At 34.9% G+C, this 23,029-nt stretch carries 23 protein-coding genes and 1 pseudogene; 19 read left to right on the top strand and 5 right to left on the bottom strand.

Going from position 1 to position 23,029, the window contains the following annotated elements; translation table 11 throughout:
- Window positions 1–47 precede the first annotated feature (47 nt).
- From ACQKNR_RS20205 to truA, 6 genes are all read left to right on the top strand, one after another.
- Window positions 48–230, top strand: a complete 183-nt coding sequence (locus ACQKNR_RS20205; protein ID WP_000513558.1) for an SE1561 family protein — start codon at window positions 48–50, stop codon at window positions 228–230.
- 206 nt (window positions 231–436) lie between these two features.
- On the top strand, window positions 437–1,957 hold the full coding sequence (fumA, locus tag ACQKNR_RS20200; protein WP_427320002.1) for a class I fumarate hydratase: 1,521 nt from the start codon (window positions 437–439) through the stop codon (window positions 1,955–1,957).
- Window positions 1,958–2,082: 125 nt separating this feature from the next.
- Window positions 2,083–2,865 (top strand): delta-lactam-biosynthetic de-N-acetylase, encoded by a 783-nt coding sequence (gene pdaA, locus ACQKNR_RS20195; RefSeq protein WP_427320000.1) that lies wholly within the window; start codon window positions 2,083–2,085, stop codon window positions 2,863–2,865.
- A gap of 59 nt (window positions 2,866–2,924) precedes the next feature.
- Complete coding sequence (locus ACQKNR_RS20190) at window positions 2,925–3,788, top strand: DNA-3-methyladenine glycosylase family protein (RefSeq protein WP_427319998.1); 864 nt, start codon at window positions 2,925–2,927, stop codon at window positions 3,786–3,788.
- A gap of 10 nt (window positions 3,789–3,798) precedes the next feature.
- Window positions 3,799–5,178: a 23S rRNA (uracil(1939)-C(5))-methyltransferase RlmD gene (rlmD, locus tag ACQKNR_RS20185; protein WP_427319996.1), complete on the top strand. Its 1,380-nt coding sequence runs from the start codon at window positions 3,799–3,801 to the stop codon at window positions 5,176–5,178.
- Window positions 5,179–5,234: 56 nt separating this feature from the next.
- On the top strand, window positions 5,235–5,972 hold the full coding sequence (truA, locus tag ACQKNR_RS20180; protein WP_427319994.1) for a tRNA pseudouridine(38-40) synthase TruA: 738 nt from the start codon (window positions 5,235–5,237) through the stop codon (window positions 5,970–5,972).
- Window positions 5,973–6,024: 52 nt separating this feature from the next.
- Here the strand turns inward: truA and ACQKNR_RS20175 are convergent, their stop codons facing one another.
- Together ACQKNR_RS20175 and ACQKNR_RS20170 are read right to left on the bottom strand one after the other, a co-directional pair.
- Window positions 6,025–6,228, bottom strand: coding sequence for a hypothetical protein (locus ACQKNR_RS20175; protein ID WP_427319992.1), 204 nt, complete (start codon window positions 6,226–6,228; stop codon window positions 6,025–6,027).
- A gap of 84 nt (window positions 6,229–6,312) precedes the next feature.
- On the bottom strand, window positions 6,313–7,716 hold the full coding sequence (locus ACQKNR_RS20170) for a sigma-54 interaction domain-containing protein (RefSeq protein ID WP_427319990.1): 1,404 nt from the start codon (window positions 7,714–7,716) through the stop codon (window positions 6,313–6,315).
- Between the two features lie 302 nt (window positions 7,717–8,018).
- On the opposite strand from ACQKNR_RS20170, the gene ACQKNR_RS20165 reads away from it, so the two are divergent.
- Complete coding sequence (locus tag ACQKNR_RS20165; protein WP_427319988.1) at window positions 8,019–8,273, top strand: biotin/lipoyl-containing protein; 255 nt, start codon at window positions 8,019–8,021, stop codon at window positions 8,271–8,273.
- Window positions 8,274–8,379: 106 nt separating this feature from the next.
- Window positions 8,380–9,801, top strand: a complete 1,422-nt coding sequence (locus ACQKNR_RS20160) for an amino acid permease (RefSeq protein WP_427319986.1) — start codon at window positions 8,380–8,382, stop codon at window positions 9,799–9,801.
- 267 nt (window positions 9,802–10,068) lie between these two features.
- Here the strand turns inward: ACQKNR_RS20160 and ACQKNR_RS20155 are convergent, their stop codons facing one another.
- A complete protein-coding gene (locus tag ACQKNR_RS20155) occupies window positions 10,069–10,722 on the bottom strand; it encodes a helix-turn-helix domain-containing protein (RefSeq protein WP_427319984.1) in 654 nt (217 codons plus the stop codon).
- A 137-nt stretch (window positions 10,723–10,859) separates the two neighbouring features.
- On the opposite strand from ACQKNR_RS20155, the gene ytaF reads away from it, so the two are divergent.
- Window positions 10,860–11,471: a sporulation membrane protein YtaF gene (ytaF, locus tag ACQKNR_RS20150; RefSeq protein ID WP_427319982.1), complete on the top strand. Its 612-nt coding sequence runs from the start codon at window positions 10,860–10,862 to the stop codon at window positions 11,469–11,471.
- A gap of 115 nt (window positions 11,472–11,586) precedes the next feature.
- On the top strand, window positions 11,587–11,745 hold the full coding sequence (locus ACQKNR_RS20145) for a hypothetical protein (RefSeq protein WP_193414420.1): 159 nt from the start codon (window positions 11,587–11,589) through the stop codon (window positions 11,743–11,745).
- Window positions 11,746–11,766: 21 nt separating this feature from the next.
- Here the strand turns inward: ACQKNR_RS20145 and ACQKNR_RS20140 are convergent, their stop codons facing one another.
- Together ACQKNR_RS20140 and glsA are read right to left on the bottom strand one after the other, a co-directional pair.
- The gene (locus ACQKNR_RS20140) at window positions 11,767–12,108 is read right to left on the bottom strand and encodes a DUF3969 family protein (protein ID WP_002174732.1); all 342 of its coding nucleotides are present in this window, start codon (window positions 12,106–12,108) and stop codon (window positions 11,767–11,769) included.
- Window positions 12,109–12,284: 176 nt separating this feature from the next.
- Entirely contained in the window at window positions 12,285–13,214 is a 930-nt protein-coding gene (glsA, locus tag ACQKNR_RS20135) for a glutaminase A (RefSeq protein ID WP_001149853.1), read from the bottom strand.
- Between the two features lie 323 nt (window positions 13,215–13,537).
- Here glsA and nagE point away from each other — a divergent pair, with 323 nt between their 5' ends.
- From nagE to ACQKNR_RS20090, 9 genes and pseudogenes are all read left to right on the top strand, one after another.
- Window positions 13,538–15,040 carry an N-acetylglucosamine-specific PTS transporter subunit IIBC gene (gene nagE / locus ACQKNR_RS20130; RefSeq protein WP_427319979.1) on the top strand — a complete coding sequence of 501 codons (1,503 nt, stop codon included), beginning with the start codon at window positions 13,538–13,540 and terminating at the stop codon, window positions 15,038–15,040.
- Between the two features lie 264 nt (window positions 15,041–15,304).
- A complete protein-coding gene (locus ACQKNR_RS20125) occupies window positions 15,305–16,543 on the top strand; it encodes a serine hydrolase domain-containing protein (RefSeq protein ID WP_427319977.1) in 1,239 nt (412 codons plus the stop codon).
- Between the two features lie 270 nt (window positions 16,544–16,813).
- Complete coding sequence (locus ACQKNR_RS20120) at window positions 16,814–17,215, top strand: DUF2642 domain-containing protein (protein WP_427319975.1); 402 nt, start codon at window positions 16,814–16,816, stop codon at window positions 17,213–17,215.
- A 16-nt stretch (window positions 17,216–17,231) separates the two neighbouring features.
- Window positions 17,232–17,426 (top strand): hypothetical protein, encoded by a 195-nt coding sequence (locus ACQKNR_RS20115; RefSeq protein ID WP_215560877.1) that lies wholly within the window; start codon window positions 17,232–17,234, stop codon window positions 17,424–17,426.
- A 13-nt stretch (window positions 17,427–17,439) separates the two neighbouring features.
- Window positions 17,440–18,987, top strand: coding sequence for a glycosyltransferase family 2 protein (locus ACQKNR_RS20110; RefSeq protein ID WP_427319973.1), 1,548 nt, complete (start codon window positions 17,440–17,442; stop codon window positions 18,985–18,987).
- A complete protein-coding gene (locus ACQKNR_RS20105; RefSeq protein ID WP_427319971.1) occupies window positions 18,977–20,221 on the top strand; it encodes a nucleotide sugar dehydrogenase in 1,245 nt (414 codons plus the stop codon). Before ACQKNR_RS20110 ends, ACQKNR_RS20105 begins: the two co-directional genes overlap by 11 nt.
- Window positions 20,218–21,183, top strand: a complete 966-nt coding sequence (locus tag ACQKNR_RS20100) for an NAD-dependent epimerase/dehydratase family protein (RefSeq protein ID WP_427319969.1) — start codon at window positions 20,218–20,220, stop codon at window positions 21,181–21,183. Before ACQKNR_RS20105 ends, ACQKNR_RS20100 begins: the two co-directional genes overlap by 4 nt.
- A complete protein-coding gene (locus ACQKNR_RS20095; protein ID WP_427320235.1) occupies window positions 21,176–22,720 on the top strand; it encodes a glycosyltransferase family 2 protein in 1,545 nt (514 codons plus the stop codon). Before ACQKNR_RS20100 ends, ACQKNR_RS20095 begins: the two co-directional genes overlap by 8 nt.
- A pseudogene (locus tag ACQKNR_RS20090) lies at window positions 22,689–22,909 on the top strand (hypothetical protein). The gene ACQKNR_RS20095 and the pseudogene ACQKNR_RS20090 overlap by 32 nt, the downstream one beginning before the upstream one ends.
- Window positions 22,910–23,029: the final 120 nt, after the last annotated feature.

Raw genomic sequence — 23,029 nt, 5'->3', positions numbered from 1 at the left:
TTTTGCGGTATAATAAAAGCAACTCGAATTAAAAGGAGAGTGCCTTCATGGGAAAAGCAATTCAAGATAAAGATACACAATTAGTATATTTAAAAGAGCGTTTAAATATGTTCATTGAAGTAATTGATACAATTGAACCTGAAGAAGTAGAGTTAGAAGATGTGGATCGTCTTCTTGCAATGTTAGATGAATTAGAATTAAAATGTGAGCAATTTAAAAAAGACGAATAATATATTAAAAAGGCTGCCAATACAAAATTGGTAGCCTTTTTCTGTGCGGATAATAGAAGGAATATAGAAAAAAAGGTATAATCAAGTTGTGAAAAATTTCATTTAACCTTTAATGGCATAAAATAAATAAAAAGTTGAAGAGCATAATAATGAAATTTTCATCTCATAACGTTTTGGTAGCGTTCACAATTGAGGGGGAAGTAACAATGGAAAAGCTTCAAGAAAGCATGTATCAACTAGTTGTTGAAACGTCAACGAACTTACCGAAAGATGTTCGTCGTGCGATTCAACAAGCGAAAGAGCGAGAAAATGCAGGGACTCGTTCTGCGATGGCACTTGGCACAATTACGAATAATATTAAAATGGCAGATGATAATATCTCACCGATTTGCCAAGATACAGGGATGCCAACGTTTAAAATTTATACACCAGTTGGTGTGAATCAACTAAAAATGAAGGAAGCTATCTATAGTGCGCTTGAGCGGGCGACAAAAGATGGTAAACTTCGTCCGAACTCTGTTGACTCTCTTTTTGGAGACAATAGTGGTAACAATTTAGGACCAGGTACACCAGTTATTAAGTTTGAGCAATGGGAAAAAGATTATATTGATGCACGTTTGATTCTAAAGGGCGGCGGCTGTGAGAATAAAAATATTCAGTATAGCTTACCGTGTGAATTAGAAGGACTTGGACGCGCAGGTCGTGATTTAGAAGGAATTCGTAAATGCCTTCTTCATGCGGTATATCAAGCACAAGGCCAAGGTTGTAGTGCAGGTGTAATTGGTGTTGGTATCGGGGGAGACCGCACATCAGGTTACGAATTAGCAAAAAATCAATTATTCCGTACATTAGATGATGTCAATCCAGTACCAGAGCTACAAAAACTTGAAGAGTACGTATTAGAAAATGCGAATAAGCTGGGCATTGGTACGATGGGATTCGGCGGAGAAACAACTTTACTTGGTTGTAAAATTGGCGTATATAACCGTCTGCCAGCTAGCTTCTATGTATCTGTTGCATATAATTGCTGGGCATATCGTCGCCTTGGTGTGAAAATCCATCCTGAAACAGGTGAAATTATGGATTGGTTATATCAAGAAGGTGAAGATACACTTCAGCAAGAAGTACAAGAAAAAACAGAGCAACGTGAAATTGTATTGCAAGCACCAATTACAGAAGAGCAAATTCGTGAACTTCGCGTTGGTGATGTTGTAACAATTAATGGCATGATGTATACCGGGCGTGATGCAATCCATAAGCATTTAATGGATAACGATTGTCCAGTAGACTTAAATGGACAAATTATTTATCACTGTGGTCCAGTTGTAGTGAAAGATGAAAATGACAATTGGCAAATTAAAGCGGCAGGTCCAACGACAAGTATTCGTGAAGAACCGTACCAAGGCGATATTATGAAGAAATTCGGTATTCGTGCTGTAATTGGTAAAGGTGGTATGGGTGCGAAAACATTAGCTGCTTTAGAAGAACACGGTGGTGTATATTTAAATGCAATTGGTGGCGCAGCACAGTATTATGCGGAATGTATTAAAGAAGTGAAAGATGTTGATTTCTTACAATTCGGTATTCCAGAGGCAATGTGGCACTTACGTATCGATGGGTTTAAAGCAGTTGTAACGATGGACTCTCATGGTAATAGCTTACACGCTGATGTTGATAAAACATCACTTGAAAAATTAGCGAGCTTTAAAGAGCCTGTATTTAAGTAAACAAAAATGCATCTCGAATCATTCGAGATGCATTTTTTGGTATATATAGAAAAACATGCTCAGCATGAAAGAAAGCAAGGAAACAGAAACTACAGGTACGATTATATATGGAAAGGAGACTATTTATGAAATATAAATGGTTATATATAGGTCTCATTTTTTCACTTATGATGGCACTTGTTCCGGTTTCAGCATTTGCTTATACGAATACACCACATAACTGGGGAATTCCACGACCTAAAAATGAAGTGGCGCCAGACGCAGGGAAATTGTATACAGAACTATTACAAAAAAATGGTGGATTTTATTTAGGGGATACAGAGAAAAAGGATATTTATTTAACGTTTGATAATGGATATGAAAATGGCTACACAGGACAGATTTTAGATGTATTAAAAGAGAAGAAGGTGCCAGCCACTTTCTTTGTAACTGGACATTATATAAAAACGCAAAAAGATTTATTATTAAGAATGAAAAATGAAGGGCATATTATTGGAAATCATTCTTGGAGTCATCCAGATTTCACAGCGGTAAACGATGCAAAACTTCGTGAAGAATTAACGAGTGTAACAGAGGAAATAAAAAAAGTAACCGGGCAAAAAGAAGTAAAATATGTACGTCCCCCGCGCGGCGTATTTAGTGAAAGAACATTAGCTATTACGAAAGAAATGGGCTACTATAACGTATTTTGGTCGCTTGCATTTCTTGATTGGAAAGTAGATCAGCAAAGAGGATGGCAATATGCGCATAATAATGTAATGACGATGATTCATCCAGGATCTGTTTTATTACTCCATGCGATATCAAAAGATAATGCAGAAGCACTTGCGAAAATCATTGATGATTTGCGCGAGAAAGGGTATCATTTTAAAAGTCTAGATGACTTAGTAAAAAGCAATCAACCGTAAGCATGTATGCTTACGGTTTTCTCATGCTATAATGATGTGTAAAAAGGATGGGGAAACGTATGTGGAGCGAACATGTTACGTTAGAGTATCCGTATCATTTTGAAGAGGTATTAAAGCGTTTATCTTTTGATCCTCTAAACGCTATTCAATTAGATGAGAAAATTATTTATGTCCCGCTTTTTATAGACGAGGAACAGATTGTTGTTCGCTTGCAAGGGATTGGTACTGTTCAAAATCCACAGTTTTGGATTTCTAGTCAGACAGGAGAGCCAGAGAAGGTAATGAAACGAATGAGGGCCATTTTTCATTGGAATGATCCGTTTCAAGATATACAAAATCATTTTTTAAACACATCATTACGTCCACTATTCGAAATGTATGCTTATACTCCAATTATTTTAGAATTCGACTATTTCGCGTGCTTACTTCGCTGTATCATTCATCAACAAATAAATTTGAAATTTGCTACTGTGTTAACAGAACAATTTGTAAAACGATATGGAACAGAGAAGAACGGTGTATTCTTTTTTCCCACTCCGGAAATCGTAGCAAATATTTCAATAGAAGAATTGAGAGAGCAGAAGTTTAGCCAGCGGAAGGCTGAATATATAGTAGGATTAGCCAAAAGTATTGTTGACGGAACATTAGATTTAGCGAGTATAGAAACTGCGGCGGAAGAAGAGGTTTCGGCACAATTGTTACCAATTAGGGGAATTGGTGCATGGACAGTGCAAAACTTTTTAATGTTTGGACTTGGACGAAAAAATATGTTTCCAAAAGCAGACATCGGAATTCAGCGCGCAGTGCAAGGTGTATTTCAATTAGATGATAAACCTGATGATGTATTTTTAGAAAACGTGAAACAAGAGTGTGAACCATACTGCAGTTATGCAGCGTTATATTTATGGAAAAGTATAGAGTAGAGGTGTAATAATGATGCAAAAGCAACAAGAGAGTAAGTTGGAAGTTGGTCAAACGTTTCCTGTGACGATTAAACGTCTTGGGATTAACGGAGAAGGTGTCGGTTATTTTAAGAGACAAGTTGTTTTCATTCCAGGGGCATTACCAGGAGAAGAAGTTGTTGCTGAAACAACGAAAATTCAGCGTGGCTTCGCTGAAGCGAAAGTGAAAAAAGTTCGTAAAGCTTCACCACATCGTGTGAAAGCACCATGTCCAGTATATGAGGAGTGCGGAGGCTGTCAGCTGCAACATTTAGATTATAAAGAACAATTAAATCAAAAACGTGATATCGTTGTACAAGCATTTGAGAAGTACATGAATAACAGTTTAGAAGAGAAAATTCGTCCGACGCTTGGTATGGAAAATCCATGGCATTATCGTAATAAGAGTCAATTACAAGTGGGGCGTAAAGACGAGAAGGTTATTACAGGGCTATATAAACAAAACTCACATCAGTTAATTGATATCGCTCATTGTATGATTCAACATAAAGCAACAAATGAAGCGACAAAAGTTGTAAGACGTATATTAGAAAAATTAAATGTTTCTATTTACAATGAGAAAAAACAAAAAGGCTTAGTACGCACAATTGTAACACGTACTGCAGTTCAAACAGGGGAAGTACAAGTCACACTTATTACAACAAAAGAAGAATTGCCAAATAAAGAACAATTTATTGCAGAAGTACAAAAACAGATGCCAGCTGTTAAATCAATTATGCAAAACGTAAACTGGCGTAAAACATCTGTTATTTTTGGCGATAAAACATTTAAATTAGCTGGAAAAGAAGTAATTCAAGAAACACTTGGTGATTTATCATTTGAATTATCAGCACGTGCATTCTTCCAGCTAAATCCAGAGCAAACGGTTGTGTTATATGATGAAGCGAAAAAAGCAGCTGCTTTAACAGGAAATGAGAAAATTGTAGATGCTTATTGCGGTGTTGGTACAATCGGTCTTTGGCTTGCGAATGAGGCAGCTGAAGTACGTGGTATGGATGTAATTCCAGAAGCGATTGCAGACGCAAGAAAAAATGCGAAGCGCCATGGATTTACAAATACGAAATATGAAGCAGGTAAAGCTGAACAATGGTTACCAAAATGGGTAAAAGAAGGATGGCGTCCAGATGTAATTGTTGTCGATCCACCACGTACAGGTTGCGATGATAAATTATTGGAAACAATTTTAAAAGTGCAGCCGAAACGAGTTGTGTACGTATCGTGTAATCCTTCATCGTTAGCACGTGATGTGAAGGCATTAATGAAGAGTTATGAAGTGGAATATGTACAACCTGTTGATATGTTCCCGCATACAGCTCATGTGGAGAATGTAGTGAAGCTTGTTAGAAAGTAAAGTTTATTCATATTCCCTCACGATATGAGGGAATATTTTCTATGAAGGAGAATGAAATGAACAATTATAAATTAACGATTCAGTACGATGGTGCACGTTTTAAAGGATGGCAACGTCTCGGAAATAACGATAATACGATTCAAGGAAAAATTGAAAGTGTCATATCTGAAATGGTCGGAAAAGAAATTGAAATTATCGGTTGTAGTAGAACAGACGCTGGTGTACATGCTTTGAATCAAGTTGCTAACTTTCAAAGTGATGAGAAGTTAGTGGAACATAAAGTGAAAAAATATTTAAATCAATATTTACCCAATGATATTAGCATTACGAATGTAGAAGAAGTACATGATCGCTTCCATGCTCGTTACAATTCTAAAGCAAAAACATATCTTTATAAAATTTGGAATGAAGAGCATACAAATCCATTTATGCGTAAATACAGCATGCATGTGAATAAAAAATTAAATGTGAAAAGCATGAAAGAAGCTACGAAACATTTAGTTGGTTCACATGATTTTACTGCTTTTTCAAATGCGAAATCAAAGAAAAAGTCTATGGTTCGAGAAGTATATACACTTGATGTGATGGAAGAGGCAGGATTTGTACAAATTAGAGTAAGTGGTAACGGCTTCCTTCATAATATGGTGCGAAAAATTGTTGGAGCATTAATTGAAGTTGGATTAGGACAATTAGATGCTGAAGCAATTCCACACATTTTAGAGGAAAAGCAGCGCAATCAAATTAATTGTCTTGCTGAGGCGAGTGGATTGTATTTGGAGAATGTTGAGTTTTAATAATAAGTAAAAAATCGAGCTGATTAGGCTCGATTTTTTTAGCATTTTGGAATTAAGAAGATTTCACTTTCTTCATACGTAGCTTCAAATTCCAAAAAGCAGCAAGCATAATAGCTGCAAAGGAGCCGCTAATTGTGCCTAAAAGCTTTGCATAAGGAAAGCTGCTCGTATCAGCATTAATGAATAACATCATACATAGCATGGCAGGGAAAAAGTATAAGTATTGCAATAGTTTTAACTTGTTATCATTACTCATATATATCATCCCTTTCTAGCATGTTATACGTTTGTTGTAACATATTTCACCAATTGTTTATTTATACTTGGAGAAAGATTTATTTCATATGTGTAAGTGCAGTTTTTTAATTCGATATTGTAAGTTTTGTCTACTCAACCCTAAAAATTTTGCTGCTTGTGAGATATTACCATTATTCTCTTTAAGAATTTGATTGATGTAGTTCTTTTCCATTTCTTCTATTGTGTGCTTTAAAGTTTTAGGTGTATCACTATTGTGATTAGTTAGGAAAGGTTGTATATTGAATTCTTTTTTTATTAGTTCGCGAAAGCGAGTGGGAAGATGAAACGCTGTAATGATATTTTCATCTTCTATCAAGTTCATTGAACCTTCAATGATATGTTCCAATTCTCGTACGTTTCCAGGCCAATCGTATGAATAAAAGAATTCTCTTACATTTACATCTACATCCGTTACACAGAGCCCAAATTGAATGTTATACTTTTCGATAAAGTGTTGAACAAGAGCTAAAATATCTTTTTTTCGTTCACGTAAAGGTGGAAGGCATAAAGTAACAACGCTTAATCGGTAATATAAGTCCTCTCTTAACCGATTGTTTGTGATAGCTTCAAGGGGGTCTTCATTAATAGTTGCTATAATACGAACATCAATTTCTTTTTCTTGTGTGCCTCCGATTCTCCGTATTGTTTTTTCTTGTATAGCTCGCAATAACTTAGCTTGAAGTGTTGGACTTAATGAGTTGATCTCATCTAACAACAGAGTCCCGCCGTTTGCTTCTTCAAATAAACCAGCTTTATCTATAGCTCCTGTAAATGCGCCTCGATTCGTACCAAATAATAAGCTTTCCATTAGAGTATCAGGTATAGCTGCACAGTTTTGCGAAATAAATGGCTTTGTGGAACGTTGGCTCTCATTATGGATGCTTTGTGCAAATAGCTCTTTACCAGTGCCTGTTTCTCCAACAATAAGTATGGATGAGGATGTACGTATTACTTTCTTTGCTTCTGCAATGACTGATTGAATAGCTCTAGAATCACCGATTATGTGATCAAAGGTAAACTTAGTATTTTGTTTTCGAGAAAGATTCGTTTTCATTGTTTGTTTTAAGTGGTTAATCTCTTTTGAAATTTCAATAGCGCCTTTAATTTTTCCATTTTCTATTATAGGGAAAGTATCGTTAATCGTCGTAATTTCTTGCCCTTTATTGTTAAAATACGTTTGTTTTATATTTTTTTTTGTTTTTCCAAATTTTAATGCTTCTATAAGAGTACTATTTTTATTTTCTTCAAATGCAAATACCTCTAAAGGACTTTTATATAGTACATCTAAGCGGTCCATTGATTCAATTTCCATCATTTTGCGGTTATAGATAATCGTTTTACTTTCCTCATTAATAATATGAATCCCGATATCGAGTTCATTGAGTAAAGTTTCATATAGCATATTCATTTCAATAATTTGTTTAAAGTTAATTTCTTCTGTATGCATGTATCATCTTCTCCTCGTTTCACCCTATGAAGACTGACTTTTTATAATTTTATTAAAGTTCTTATAAAACCGCAAAATTTTTTTGCTATTTTTCTTTTGAAATTTTTCAAACGATAGAAAAATTTTGCGGTTATGTAGATTTTTTTGTGCGAAATCTTAATTTTTACATAGATATTGAGGTTGGTATGTATCTTGCATAAATAGTAATTGAAATCTCTAAATTGAAGGAGTGGGGGGATTAGAACTTTTCATAGGGTATGCGACATTTCAGTGCAAATTAATTAAGAGGAGGAATTTATTAAGTGAAGACGGTTATAGAAGGCGTTTATAGTCCTTGTTACGGGAAGGTAGAGAAATTATTTGTTACTGAAAGTTCTTACGTATATGAGTGGGAAAAATTAGCGTTAATTGAAACAATAGATAAACAGAAAGTAGAAATTAAGGTAGGAATCAGTGGTTATATCGAATCATTAGAAGTAGTAGAAGGACAAGCTATCACTGATCAAAAATTATTAATAACAGTAAGGGATGATCTTTTAATAACAGGTAGTGATTGATATAAGTGATATGTATTTTGCTATGTTAAATGATTATTTTTACTATGAAGAATTTTAAAAACGCTTACATTAAATGGATTTTAAAAATGAAAAGGGGGGGATGTATATGATGGATCAAAACCAAGGATTAAAAAAAGAATTAAAAAGTCGGCACATATTTATGATTGCACTCGGAGGAGTTATTGGTACCGGACTATTTTTAGGATCCGGTTATACAATTCATGAAGCTGGGCCTGGAGGAGCAATTGTAGCATATCTTGTTGGTGGATTTGTTATGTATTTAACGATGCTTTGTCTTGGGGAGTTAGCAGTTGCGATGCCCGATGCAGGATCTTATCAAACGTATGCTACAAAACACATTTCTCCCGCTGCGGGTTTTGTAGTGGGATGGATGTCTTGGTTAAACTGGTCTGCTACGATAGCCATTGAATTAATTGCAGTTAGTATTTTAATGAAACGTTGGTTTCCAGATGTATCTTCATGGATTTGGTGTGTAGTGTTTGCAGTGCTGCTCTTTGCTATTAATGCGCTATCTTCAAGAAGTTTTGCGGAAGTGGAATTCTGGTTTGCAAGCATTAAAGTAATTACAATTATTGCATTTATTATTTTAGGTGGGGCAGCGATGTTTGGTTTTTTAGATATGAAAGGAAATGAACCAGCACCGATGCTTTCTAGTTTTACTGATTATGGTGGATTGTTTCCAAATGGATTAACAGCTATTTTAGTTACGATGATTGCGGTTAATTTCTCCTTCCAAGGAACAGAGCTAGTTGGTATTGCAGCGGGAGAGAGTGAAAATCCAGAGAAAACTATCCCGAAGGCAATTAATAATACAGTTTGGCGCATACTTGTTTTCTTTGTACTATCTATTTTTATCCTTGCGGGATTATTTCCGTGGCAGCAAGCGGGAGTGATAGAAAGTCCATTCGTAGTTGTATTTGATAAAATTGGTATTCCTTATGCGGCGGATATTATAAATTTTGTTATTATTACAGCGGTACTATCAGTTGCAAATTCAGGGCTATATGCAACTTCTCGTATGCTATGGTCTATGTCTAATCAAGGAATGATTAGCCCGATTTTTAGTAAGTTATCTAAAAATGGTGTTCCTATTTATGCATTGATTGTAAGTACAATTGTAAGTTGTCTCTCATTACTATCAGGTATTTATGCGGAAGATACAGTTTATTTATGGCTTCTTTCTATTGCTGGATTCGGAGCGATATTAGTATGGGCATCTATTGCTCTATCTAACTTATTAGCTAGAAGGTCATACATTAAGCAAGGTGGAGATGTTAAGGACTTGAAATTTAAAACACCATTGTATCCATTTGTACCACTGCTTGCTTTAATATTAAATGTAACAGTAATAGTTGCTATGGCTTTTATCCCAGAACAAAGAATGGCATTATATTGTGGTATCCCATTTATGATAGTTTGTTTACTGTTTTATCGTGCTACAAGAAGTAAGAAGATTAAAATAGAACGTATTGAGAAGACGAATACAACAGAGTTAGAAAGTTTATAATCATATTTTAAACGAGTACTTTATTTAGAGACTGTAAAATTGTAAACAGTCTCTTTTTTGTGAAAATAAAGCTGGAAACATACTACGTATGCAAAGGGGAATTAGCGATGAATCAAGAAGTCTCGCAGTTAGTTGAGTTTACAAAAGTAATTATCGCTTTTATATATGAATGGTGTCATACGAAAAAGTAAGAGAATCATACATTTTTTGATTGAACTATTCCAGAGGTAAATGTACACAACATCTGAAATAGTTCTTTATATTTTCCTATGTTTTTCGTTGGACTTTAGCCAATTTTTCTTTAGCTAATTCAACAGCAATCGCATCATCTAAGTAGCCAATTGGAAAAAGATAATCGGGGATAATATCTGTTGATAAAATGAAATATAGTAGGGCACCGCCGAGAATTGCCCGTTCTTCCTCTGAGATGTTTTCCTTGCAAAACTGTTGATACATATCTGTTAATTGCTCAATGAAAGGACCAGCGCTATCAATTTGTTCTAGTTTACTTGCGAAACTTTCATGAATACGTTTTTCACCTTCGGTTGTTTTTGCGTAGCGTTCGTAATTTTCAAGCTCTTGCTTTACGCGAGTTGTTGTGTAATCAAAATCGAATAAATTAGAGGACTGTAACGTTTGTTGAATGGTATCAAGAGATGTGTACATATCTGTTTTTTCTTTATTTATGTGTGGAGAATGAGGGTACATTTCATCAAATAACAATTGCGTTGGAACTTGCAAGCATTCTGCAAATTTTTGTAGATGCTTTTGTTTCGGTTGTTGTTTTCCATTAATAATTCTTGAAATTGTTGCAGGATCAATATTTGTAAGTGTTCCTAATTGTCTCATAGATAAGGCGCGTTCTTTTAATAATTTTTTTATTAATGTACCAAGTCGATCATTTGGATTTTCATTAGACATAGTATAGGCACTCCTTTTTCGAATTTTATTGTTGAAAAAATGTTGAGTGTTTATTACAAGTATATGAAACGGACAGGCACAGTTGCTCAACATTTTCATAATATGCATGGAAAAGTGAGAAAAGGGGTGACTGTACAATGAGTACAGCAGGTTTATTGTCAATTTTATTAATCGGAGTTGCTTCTAATTTAGATAATGCGGGTGTAGGAATTGCTTACGGTATTCGTAAAATCCAGATTTCATGGTTTAATAACTTTGTCATTGCATTTTTTGGGTTTTTATTTACTTTATTAGCTGGATTTTTTGGGAATTGGATTTCATTATTTATTTCAGATTTTACGGCAAAGCTTATCGGGGCAGCTGTGCTGGGGATAATTGGTGTGTTTATTTTATGTCAGCCATTTTTCAGTAAAAAAGAAACAGTAGAAAATAATGATGATGGTGTACTTATGGGGATTTTACGTAATCCAGAAAAAGCGGATTTTGATGGTTCTAAAACAATTAGTTTTTCAGAGGCACTTGTATTAGGCGTTGCATTGTCAATTAATAATATTGCAGGTGGATTTGATGCAGGGGTAACAAATTTAAATCTTTGGCTTACAGCAATTATTTCTGGGATATTTAGTTTCATTTGCATTAGTGGGTTTGCGTATGTTGGGAAAAGGTTTTTGGCGGAATATTTAGGGAAATGGGCGGCGATTATTGCAGGGGTGTTATTAATTCTTATTGGAATAGATCAATTATTATAAGAAAAGTAAAAAGCAATATTCGAGTATTTCCTTGGAAATACATCAAAGGGCTGCATATATCGACAGTAGTTTTTGCATACTAATTATTGAACGTTTTAATGAAAGGGGAATCTATATGGGACGTGGAAAAGCATTTGATCATAAGAAAAAAGGGCATGATCATAAGCCGCCTAAAGGTGCTTTCATTCATAAAGATGTAAATGAACATACTTTAGAAGAAGAAGAGCTACCTGTTAATATTGAAACGTATAAAAATAGTTTGAAAAAACATTAAAAGCACCTACATAGGTGCTTTTTAGCGTATATCCTCAATTAGTTGTTCAGATTCTTCGTGCATACTGTATTCACTTAATACTTGAATACAAAGCCATTTTAGCTCTTCAATACTATGCTCGAGTTCTTCAGGAAGCACATGGTGAATGTCTTCAAGTCCCATTCCGAAATGAATAAGTTCTAATACTTGATCATCGATGTTCCGATCCATTAATAGTTCAAGCACTTCTAAATTGAATATGTATCGGTGTGCTTCATCGAGTGAAACAACTTTTAGCTTCAAACTTTCTACAATACTCAATATAAAAAGAAGAATTGTTTTTTCAAGAACAGGTTGTTTCGCCATTTGAAATATAAGTTTCATCTTCTACACCTCCACATATAGCGCTAGGTTGTACTATATTATTCAGGAGGGGGGAGCAAATATGCATAATAAAGAGAAACTTTCATCACTGTTTTTTTGTACTGTATTGATGCCTGACGGAACTAGATTTTTCGTGACATAAAAAATCCTGCTAATATAGCAGGATAACTTCCTAATTAAAATATACTCCAACCTTCTTGAGCAGAAAGAAGTTCAAGAATTTTAAAACCAGCGATACTATTTCCATTTGCATCTAAAGCCGGTCCGAAAATGCCGATTCCCATTTCGCCTTTTACGCAGCCGAAAATGCCACCCGCTACACCACTTTTTGCAGGGATCCCAACACGAATTGCAAATTCACCAGATTCGTTATACATACCGCACGTAACCATAAACGTTTTACAAATTTTCGTAATATGTTTAGGGATAATTTGTTTTTTCTTATATGGATCATATCCATCCATTGCAAAAATTAAGCCAATACGTGCTAAATCGATACAGTTTACTTCAACTGCACATTGACGAGTGTATAAATCCATAAGTTCCTCAATGTCACAATCGATAATTCCGTTTTGTTTCATATAGTAACAAAGTGAACGGTTTAAGTAAGCTGTCTCTAATTCTGAATTGGCAACTTTTGAAGAATAATTAATAGTAGGATTATCTGTTATTTCACGTACAAAATGAAGAATACGCTCCATTTTTTCTTCATTATCTTTTCCTGCTAACATGCTTGTAATAGCTAGTGCTCCTGCATTAATCATTGGATTAAGCGGTTTGGAAGGACTTGTCGTTTCTAACTTAATAATAGAATTAAATGGATCACCAGTTGGCTCCATTCCAACTTTAGAAAATACATATTCTTCACCACGATCTAAAAGTGCAAGTGCAAGTGTGATTACTTTGGAAATACTTTGAAGAGTAAATAGTGTTTGTGAGTTGCCAGCATGGATATATTCAGTTTCTTTATGGAAAATGGCAATCCCTAAATCATCTGGATTTGCATTTCCTAGTTCGGGGATATAAGTAGCAAGTTTTCCTTTTTTCGTATATGGTTTTACTTGTTCTAACAACTGTTGTAAGTTGTTTGTTTCAATGCACTGCATAGTACCAACGCTCCTATTTCGAATTAACTAAGTTTACTTTTCCCGATATGCTCGGAAATAAATAATAACATGAAAAAGTGGAATGATAAAACGAAAGTTATCTGTGCTATAATAAGTTTTTTTTCCTGTATATTTTGTAGTCAATAAGGAGAATTTCCCTTTTATATAACAGTTTGGAAATGGAAAACTTATCTATAAAAAGTTCGAAAATAAAAACTACACATCTATACAACTATATGTTATTATGGTTATGTAATAGAAAGCGTTTTCTAAAGCGTACTTATAATGATAACGATTTCATAAATTTGATAGGGGGAATTAAAATGTTGCAGTTTTTACAACGTATTGGTAAAGCGTTAATGCTTCCAATCGCCGTACTACCAGCAGCAGGATTATTACTTCGCTTAGGGCAACCAGACGTATTTGATATTCCTGTTATGGCACAGGCTGGTGCAGCTGTTTTTGATAATTTAGCACTTATTTTTGCAATTGGTATTGCAATCGGTCTTTCAGTTGATGGTAGTGGTGCTGCAGGTCTTGCAGGTGCAATTGGTTATCTGGTTATGAAAAACAGTATTGATGCACTTAGTAAGGGATATTCTACTGTAGAATTACAAGATAAATTAGGTAAAGTTCAAGATTTAATAGGTAATAGCGCAAATGTAGATCCATCTAAGCTTGCCGATACAATGACACAAGTATCTAAGGCAGCCGAATTATCGACTAAAGTGGATATGAAAGTTTTAGGTGGTATTATTGTCGGTGTTATAGCAGGATTCCTTTATAATAAATTCCATAAAATTAAACTTCCAGAATGGTTAGGGTTCTTTGCTGGAAAACGTTTTGTTCCGATTGTTACATCGGTCGTGATGCTAATATTAGGAATTCTATTTGCACAAATTTGGCCAGCAATTCAAAATGGCATCGATGCATTAGCTCATGGAATTGTTAATTTAGGTGCAATTGGTTCAGGTCTATTCGGTCTATTAAACCGTCTATTAATCCCAATTGGCTTACACCACGTAATGAACACATACTTCTGGTTCGTATTTGGTGACTTTACAAATGCAGCAGGTAATGTTGTAAATGGTGATATCGCTCGTTTCCTTGCAGGGGATAAAACAGCAGGTATGTTTATGACTGGTTTCTTCCCAGTTATGATGTTCGGTTTACCAGCAGCATGTTTCGCAATGATTGCAGCTGCTAAACCAGAAAAACGTAAAATGGTTACAGGTATGTTAGGTGGTCTAGCATTAACTTCATTCTTAACTGGTATTACAGAACCTATTGAATTCTCATTCATGTTCTTATCACCATTATTATATGGTATTCATGCCGTGTTAACAGGTATTTCTTTGTTCGTAACAACATCACTTGGCATTCACGATGGTTTCACATTTAGTGCCGGTGCAATTGATTACTTCTTAAACTTTGGTATTGCAACAAAACCAGTGTTACTAGCAGGAATCGGTTTAATTTACGCAGCAATTTACTTTGTAGTATTCTACTTCTTAATTAAGAAGTTTGACTTGAAAACTCCAGGCCGTGAAGATGACGATGAGTTAGCCGAAGAGGGTGATGCACCAGTTGCAGGTTCGATTGGTGAAACTTACGTAGCGGCTTTAGGCGGAAAAGACAACTTAACAGTTATTGATAACTGTGCAACACGTCTACGCTTACAAGTTAAAGATGCTGGTCAAGTGAACGAAGCAGCATTAAAACGTGCTGGTGCAAAAGGTGTTATGAAATTAAGTGACACAAGTGTACAAGTTATCGTAGGTACAAATGTTGAATCTGTTGCCGATGATATGAAAAAACACGTGTAAATAATTAGATAAGAGGATATCCGAAAAAATTGATAATATCAGTTTTTTAGAGGATATCCTCTTTTTTTATATTAAAAATTTAACGGGAATCTTACTTTTGTAAATTTTCTTTTTCTTTTTTGTACATATAGGTTGGTTATATGTTCAGTGCGTGATAAAGTAGTGATGGTATAGAATAGATTATCCATAATCTAGGGAAAAGATTTAAATTAAATCTTGATTAGAGGAAGTAAATTATTGGTGAATAAGGGGAAAAAGGCAATCATGGATCAGGAAAAAAATAATGCGAATGGGAAATCACGTCGGCCGATTGTATACATAAAAAGAACAATCATTCTCGTTCTACTATTTTCAGTTGTATATTTCATGTATACAAAAATTGTTGCGCATAATAAGAAAGAGGAAACTTTAAAAGCGGCAGCAGAAATGAAAAAACAAGAAGAGCTAAAAAAGCAAGAAGAAAAAAAGAAGCAAGAAGCACAAAAACAAAAAGAGCAGGAAGAACAAGTGAAGCAGGCCCGAGTTATAGAGCAGCCTGAAGGACCTCCTCAAGAAATTAATGAAAACGCTCAATTGGATCAATATTTACAAAACGCAGGATTTAGCGGTACAGCAGTTATTGTGAAGAACGGAAAAGTTCTTGTGAATAAAGGGTACGGGATGGCGAACAAAGAGAAACAAGTACCGAATAATTCAGAGACAACTTTTTATATTGGATCTATTTCGAAGGCATTTGTAGCGACCGCTATTATGCAGCTGAAAGATCAAAATAAATTACAAGTAGAGGATACGGTTGCAAAGTATATTCCAGATTTCCCTCAAGGTAGTGGTATCCAGTTAAAACATTTATTAACACATACATCAGGAATTCCAGAATATGAGCAGGGAACAGAGGATATTTCTCATGAAGAATTGATTAAACGAATAGGAAACCAAAAGCGTATTGGGAGTCCAGGAGAGAAATGGAAGTATTCCGATTCAAACTACTCTATACTTGCCTACATTGCCGAAAAGGTAAGTGGACAACCGTTAGAAGAATATATTAAACAAAATATTTTTGCTACTGCGGGCATGAAACATTCTGGTTTTGGTAAAGCGTTAGAACAAACACGATTCCCATCAACGGGTTATAAAATAGTAAATAAAAATATGACAACCCCTAATATTCCGAGCATGTCACAACTATATGGTTGTGGTGATATATATACAAGTGCGCATGATTTATATTTATTTAATGAAGCGCTATTTTCTGGAAAATTAATTTCAAAAGAGAGTTACAATCAAATGTTTACAGCTGTGAAAAAGGATTACGGATTTGGATGGTATGTAGACCCAGGAAGCTATTCGAATCACGGTGTAATGCCAGGGTGGAATTGCTTAAATGGATTTAGTAAAAATGGTAGTGTATATGTTGTTTTATTATCTAACATTCAAAACAACATTAAATCATTTGGTAAAGTGAATAACGACATTTATACGATGTTACGCAATATTGAAGTGTAAAAGGCATCCCTATTTGAAATGGATTGGCGAGATGGAACGCATATTAATGTGAAAGAAGATGGTATTCCATTAGAAGCTGCCATAATTACAATTAAAAATTAAAAGGTAAAAAAGATAGATGGAACACCATCTATCTTTTTTTATGTTCTGAAACAATTATTTCTTTTGGAAAATGTATGCCTTACCTATCACAAAAAAAGCCTGCTTTGTATACATTAAGATGTATAGATATAAAATTTTATATTTTAAACATAATAGGAGGAGAAATGTATGTGTCTGTTCAGAAAATATTGGCATAAATTATCCAGACTGTTTAATAGGCAATTAGGCTATTTTTTAGATGACAAATTATTGCCTGCTGTGGAACGACTTTTATTTTCACAAAACTTTGCGAAATTTATTCAAAGAAATTCTAAGCAAGCTACGGAGGAATTTATTGAATCAAGTCAATTCCAATCGATTATTTGTAACATTTTAAAAGAATGTAATACATCACCGTTTAAAGAAATTGCAAAGCAGTATTTAGGTAAAAATGTAGAAATTACTGTGACAGTTGGACAGCTAACAGGTGTTATTGTAGCGGTTGGTGATGATTTTTTAACATTGCAAGAAGGAATAGGAACAGAAGTTTTATTACCATTTACAAGTATTATATCAATTAAAGAAGTGTAAGAAAGGAGACTTATATATGTTATTTACTGATGAATTGCGTAACCATGTTGGTGAGCTAGTGCAAGTTGTGACAGCTGTTGAAATTGTTGTAGGCATTCTTTTATCTGTGACGGATGGAGCAGTAAGTGTTCGTACTTCTCCTTCTTATGGACCACCTGAGGATGTACTAGTACGTATTCCTATTATTGCCTATGTTCGCTTGGAAGGATAAGCGTGATACCAGTATGAGAGTATCAGTTGTTATTCCAGCGCATAATGAAGCAAGTACTTTATCTCAAGTTTTAGTAGAGGTGGAGAAGCTCGAACCGTATGAAATTATCATAGTAGATAATGGATCGACAGATGGGACAAAAGAAATAGCAATACAACATCATTGCCATGTGATTTATTATAAACATTCTCTCGGCAATGATGTTGGACGGGCAATTGGAGCTAGAGAAGCAAAAGGTGAAATTGTATTGTTTTTAGATGGTGACATTGTTATTGAGAGTAAAGAGTTACAATGTTTTGTGAAAGGAATTAGGCAAGGGCATCAAATTGTTGTGAATAATTTAACATGGTCTGTTTATTTAAAGACGAGACCACATTATACGACAGTTGGAAAATTCATGTTGAATCGTTATTTGAATAAAAAGGAGCTTGTTGTTGGATCTTTAATCGCAATTCCACATGCGATGAGCAGGGAAGTTATCGAGAAACTTGGGTGGTGGAATTTAGCAGATCCAGCACTATTTCAAGCGATGGCGATGTCTAGAGGAGTAGATATTGTCGATATGGCCTCGTTCGATGTAATTCACACAAATAAAGTTCGTCCTGTGCATACGGGGACATCACCTGGTTCTCCTTATCCGAAAGCGACTAGTCGTATTATGGGTGATCATTTACGCGCTTTGCACTATGTAATCGAAACATATGGTAAACGCGGCGGTTTTTCGGAGGGAAATAGGGATAGAGAGTTTATAGGGAAATATAAACCAGTTGTATTACAAAGAGAAAAATCGAAATATAGTGCGATTATACCAGTATCAGAAGAAAAAATGACTATAAGATCTGTTATACAAGAAGTGAAAAAAGCAGGGGTAGATGAAATTATTGTTGTTGCGAATGGAGCGGATGTAGAGACTATTAAACAAGCAAAGCTAGAGAATGTTATTGTTGTTGAATTCGCGAATGCGCTTGGACATAATGTAGCGCGAGCAATAGGGGCCATGCATGCTACGGCAGATATTTGTTTATTTGTTGATGGTGATTTTGCTATTCCGGCAAAAAAACTAATTCCCTTTTTGCGTGCTATTGAAGATGGAAGTGATATGGCATTAAATGATTTGCAATGTTTATTAGATATGTTTCATCCTACAGATCCAATTAGTATGGGGAAATACTTTGTAAATTTAGTAGCGAAACGACCAGATTTATGGAATAACTCACTAACGGCAGTACCACATGCTATGCATAAGAAGGTAATAGAGAAAATTGGATATGACTCTCTCATTATTCCGCCATTAGCTCAAATGAAAGTTATTTTGGAGGGATTCTCTATTGCAGCAGTAGAATTTGTAGATGTTATAAAAACAAATCGAGTACGCCCAGAGCAACATGGATTTGTAAATGGACGTATTCCAGCATTTGACCGTATTTTCGGTGATCAACTTGAGGCAATTGCTTATCTATTACAATATACAGACGAACGCGGGAGTTTTACAGATGGAGAGCGGGATAGAGATATTATTCAACAATTGAGAAAGGAAGAAAAGAATACAGATGAATGCTAGTAGTAAAGTAGCTATTATTGGATTAGGATATGTTGGTCTTCCTTTAGCGGTCCATTTTGCAGAAAGAGGACATACAGTACTTGGACTAGATAAAGATACTAGAAAAATAGAATCGATTATAAAAGGAGAAAGTTATATTCCAGATGTTTCTTCTAAAGCGTTACAAAGTTTATTAACTAAAAAAAGCTTAATAGTAAATACACCAGATAAAGGTGTTGCTGAGTTTCAAAATAGTGATTATGTTATTGTCACTGTCCCGACTCCAATTAATGAGCAAAGAGAACCAGATTTAAGTGCCCTCATTTCAGCTTCGCATTATATACAACAAAACCTTCAAAAAGGACAAACCTTCATTTTTGAAAGCTCCACATATCCAGGCACACTTGAAGAAGTTATCATTCCTATTATTTCTCAAACAGGTAAAAAGGTAGGAGAAGATTATTATATCGGCTATTCTCCTGAGCGAATTGATCCAGCAAATAGTCAATATTCAGTTCAATCGATTCCAAAGGTTATTAGTGGACAAACAGAACAATGCAAACAAAAAGTACAGGATTTGTATAGCACTATCTTTGATGTAGTTGTTCCTGTTAGTTCTCCAAAAGTAGCAGAGATGTGTAAGCTATTTGAAAATATTCAGCGCTTAGTTAACATTTCGTTAGTAAATGAGTTAAATATACTATGTGAAAGTTTGAATATTAATTTTTATGAGGCGATTGAAGCTGCATCTACAAAACCGTTTGGATTTACTCCGTATTGGCCAGGGCCAGGAATAGGAGGGCATTGTATTCCAGTAGACCCTTTATATTTTCAATGGAGAATAAAAAAGAATGGAGCAATTAGTCAATTAATTGAGGCAGCACATATAATTAATGAAGAAATGCCAGAGAAAATAGTCGGGAAAGTAAAAGACATGGTGCAATCACCAGCAATGGTTTTAATTGTAGGCATGGCGTATAAGAAAGATGTCAATGATTTGAGAGAATCACCAGCATTGCCAATTATTCAATTACTAATAAAAGAAGGATACGAGATAGAATACCATGATCCATATATTTCTTCTGCGGAAATTGGAGATAAGGTGTATCAATCTGTTTCCTTGGATGAACAAACAGTTAAAGAGGCCGATTGTATTTTAATTTTAACTGATCACTCTAATATTGATTGGAAGCTTTTTAAAGGAATAAAGCGAGTAATCGATACACGTGGAATTATAAAGAAGGTGAGTATATGAGTAAGAAATGTTTAATTACAGGTGGAGCAGGATTTATTGGATCGCATTTAGCTGAAGAATTGGTGAAAAGAGGTTATGGAGTCACGATTGTGGATAACTTCTATAAAGGGAAAAATAAATATCATAATAAGTTAATGAAAGAGATTCCAGTTATTCCAATCAGTGTTTTAGATAAAAAAGCAATCGATGAATTAGTAAATCAACATGATGTAGTATTCCATTTGGCGGCAATATTAGGTGTTAAAACGACAATGGAAAAAAGTGTAGAGCTCATTGAAACAAATTTTGATGGGACGAGAAACATTTTACGAGCAGCATTAAAAGGCAAGAAAAAAGTAGTCTTTGCGTCTACTTCAGAAGTATATGGTAAGGGCCAGCCACCTTTCTCTGAAGAAGGGGATCGATTATACGGGGCAACTTCTAAAATACGTTGGAGTTATGCAGTTTGTAAAACGTTAGAAGAGACATTATGTTTAGGATACGCATTGGAAGGTTTACCGGTAACGATTGTTCGTTATTTTAATATTTATGGTCCAAGAGCGAAAGATGGTCCGTATGCAGGGGTAATCCCACGATTTATCCGCGCAGCTTTGCAAGGGGAAGACATTCTCGTATATGGAGACGGAAAGCAGACACGTTGCTTTACGTATGTAAGTGATGCGGTAGAGGCAACGATTCGAGCAATGGATGAGAATGTAAATGGTGAGATTATTAATATAGGTTCTGAGAATGAAAAAAATATTAAAGAAGTAGCAGAAGTAATCAAAAAACTAACGAATTCTTCTTCAAAAATTGTACAAGTTCCTTTTGAAGAAGTATATCCACATGGTTTTGAAGAAATTCTGAATAGAAGACCAGATGTAACGAAGTTAAGAGAACTTGTTCAATTTCAAGCGAAAGTAACGTGGGAACAAGGATTGAAAGAAACTATTAAGTGGTTTCGTGAAGAAAACAATGGTTAAATCATTATCGGTTATTATTCCTGTATGTAATGAAGTAGATATGATTTCAGACGTGATTCAATCAGTAAAACCATTAAATCCAGTAGAGATTATTGTAGTAGCAAATGGTTGTAATGATGGTACAGAAGTGATTGCTGAGAACTTAGGATGTAAAGTAATTCAGCATCAAGAGTCACTTGGTAACGACGTTGGACGCGCAGTTGGCGCAAAACAAGCGATAGGTGATGTATTACTATTTATAGATGGGGATTTTGCTATTCCGACTTCAAAATTGCAATTATTCCTTAATCCGATTTTACATGACCAGGCTGACATCGTTTTAAATAATTTGGACGCATTGTTTTTAAAGAAACAAAAACCACATTCCATTACAGTATGGCGCCAAATATTAAATGCAATGTTAGAGCGCGAAGAATTAAAAATTGATTCTTTATTATCTGTACCTCATGCGTTGACGAAAGAAGTTGTACAAAGTATTGGATACGAATGTTTTGTTAATCCTATTGTGGCTCATCTACGCCTAGTACAAAGTAAATGGAGAATTAGTCGTCATTGTGCAATTGACGTTATTACCCCGAACAAATTTCGACCGACCGAGCATGCTGCATATGGCACGGATCTTTCTCAATCTGAAAAACGAATGATAGGTGATCATATAGAAGCTGTAGCGGAGCGGATAGTAGGCAGCGATGAGCGCGGAGGATATTATGATGGAAATAGGAAAAGAGAGTGTGTTTATCATACTTTAAATTTTGAAGATTTTTATCGAGGATGGGGCGTTACATCTAAGCTATATAAAGGAAAGCAATTATCGGTAATTATTCCTGTACAAGATGAAGAGAAAACAATTGGAAATGTTATAGAAGAGCTTCGTAAAATTGAACCTTTTGAAATCATCGTTGTTGTAAATGGTTCGTCAGATAAAACAGCAACAATTGCAAAAGACAAGGGAGCAACAACAATTGTATATAAAGAAGCACTTGGAAACGATGTAGGGCGTTCGCTTGGAACTTATTTTGCAAAAGGGGATATTGTGTTATTTATAGACGGTGATTTTGCTATTCCAGCTAGCGAGCTATATCCTTTTGCAAAAGCTATTGCAGATGGAAAGGATGTCGCCTTAAATGATCTAAATCACTATTTAGATTTAAGAGTACCACTTCATCTCGTAACTGCATTTAAATATGCGCTAAATTTAGCTTGTGATAGAAAAGACTTAGGGGTAGGTTCTCTTATTGCTGTACCCAATGCGTTTAGTCGGGGGTGTTTAAAAGCGATAGGATATAGATCTTTACTGTCACCTTGTGTAGCACAAGTGAAAGCTGTGCTTTCAGGATTTGAAATTGCATGTGTAAGTCGTGTTGAGGTCGATAAGATGAACCGCATTCGTCCCAGTGAACATTTCGCAAAAATAGGACATCCTCCAGCTGTGCTTCGAATTATTGGTGATCATATAGAAGGATTAGAGCAATTAATTGCATTAACAAACAGTCGTGGTAGATTCTATGATGGAAATAGAAAAAGAGATGTTTTATAGTGGTAACAAAAAAGTGTACAACATATGTACACTTTTTTGTTCTGTTATAAAAACTATAACAGATTAGGAGATAAGAGTATTACAGCTCTACAATGGGTATTGTTCTTATATTACAAAATAGGACTCGTATATAAGGATACCAAAAAAATACAATTAAAGAAAGGGTTAATTATAAAGACTTTTAAGTGAATTTAACACTATGTGCATAGTAGTTTGCTCAATATTTCACAAACATGTCACAACTATTTCGTTCACTTTCGCAAAAAAGTAGTATTCTAAGTGTGTAAGCTGTTATATAAAAAATCTTAG

Origin of the sequence: Bacillus sp. NPDC094077, from assembly GCF_050279465.1 — a bacterium.
Lineage (GTDB): Bacteria > Bacillota > Bacilli > Bacillales > Bacillaceae_G > Bacillus_A.
The sequence above is the reverse complement of the archived record's forward strand: the minus strand, read 5'-3'. Positions and strand labels throughout refer to the sequence as shown.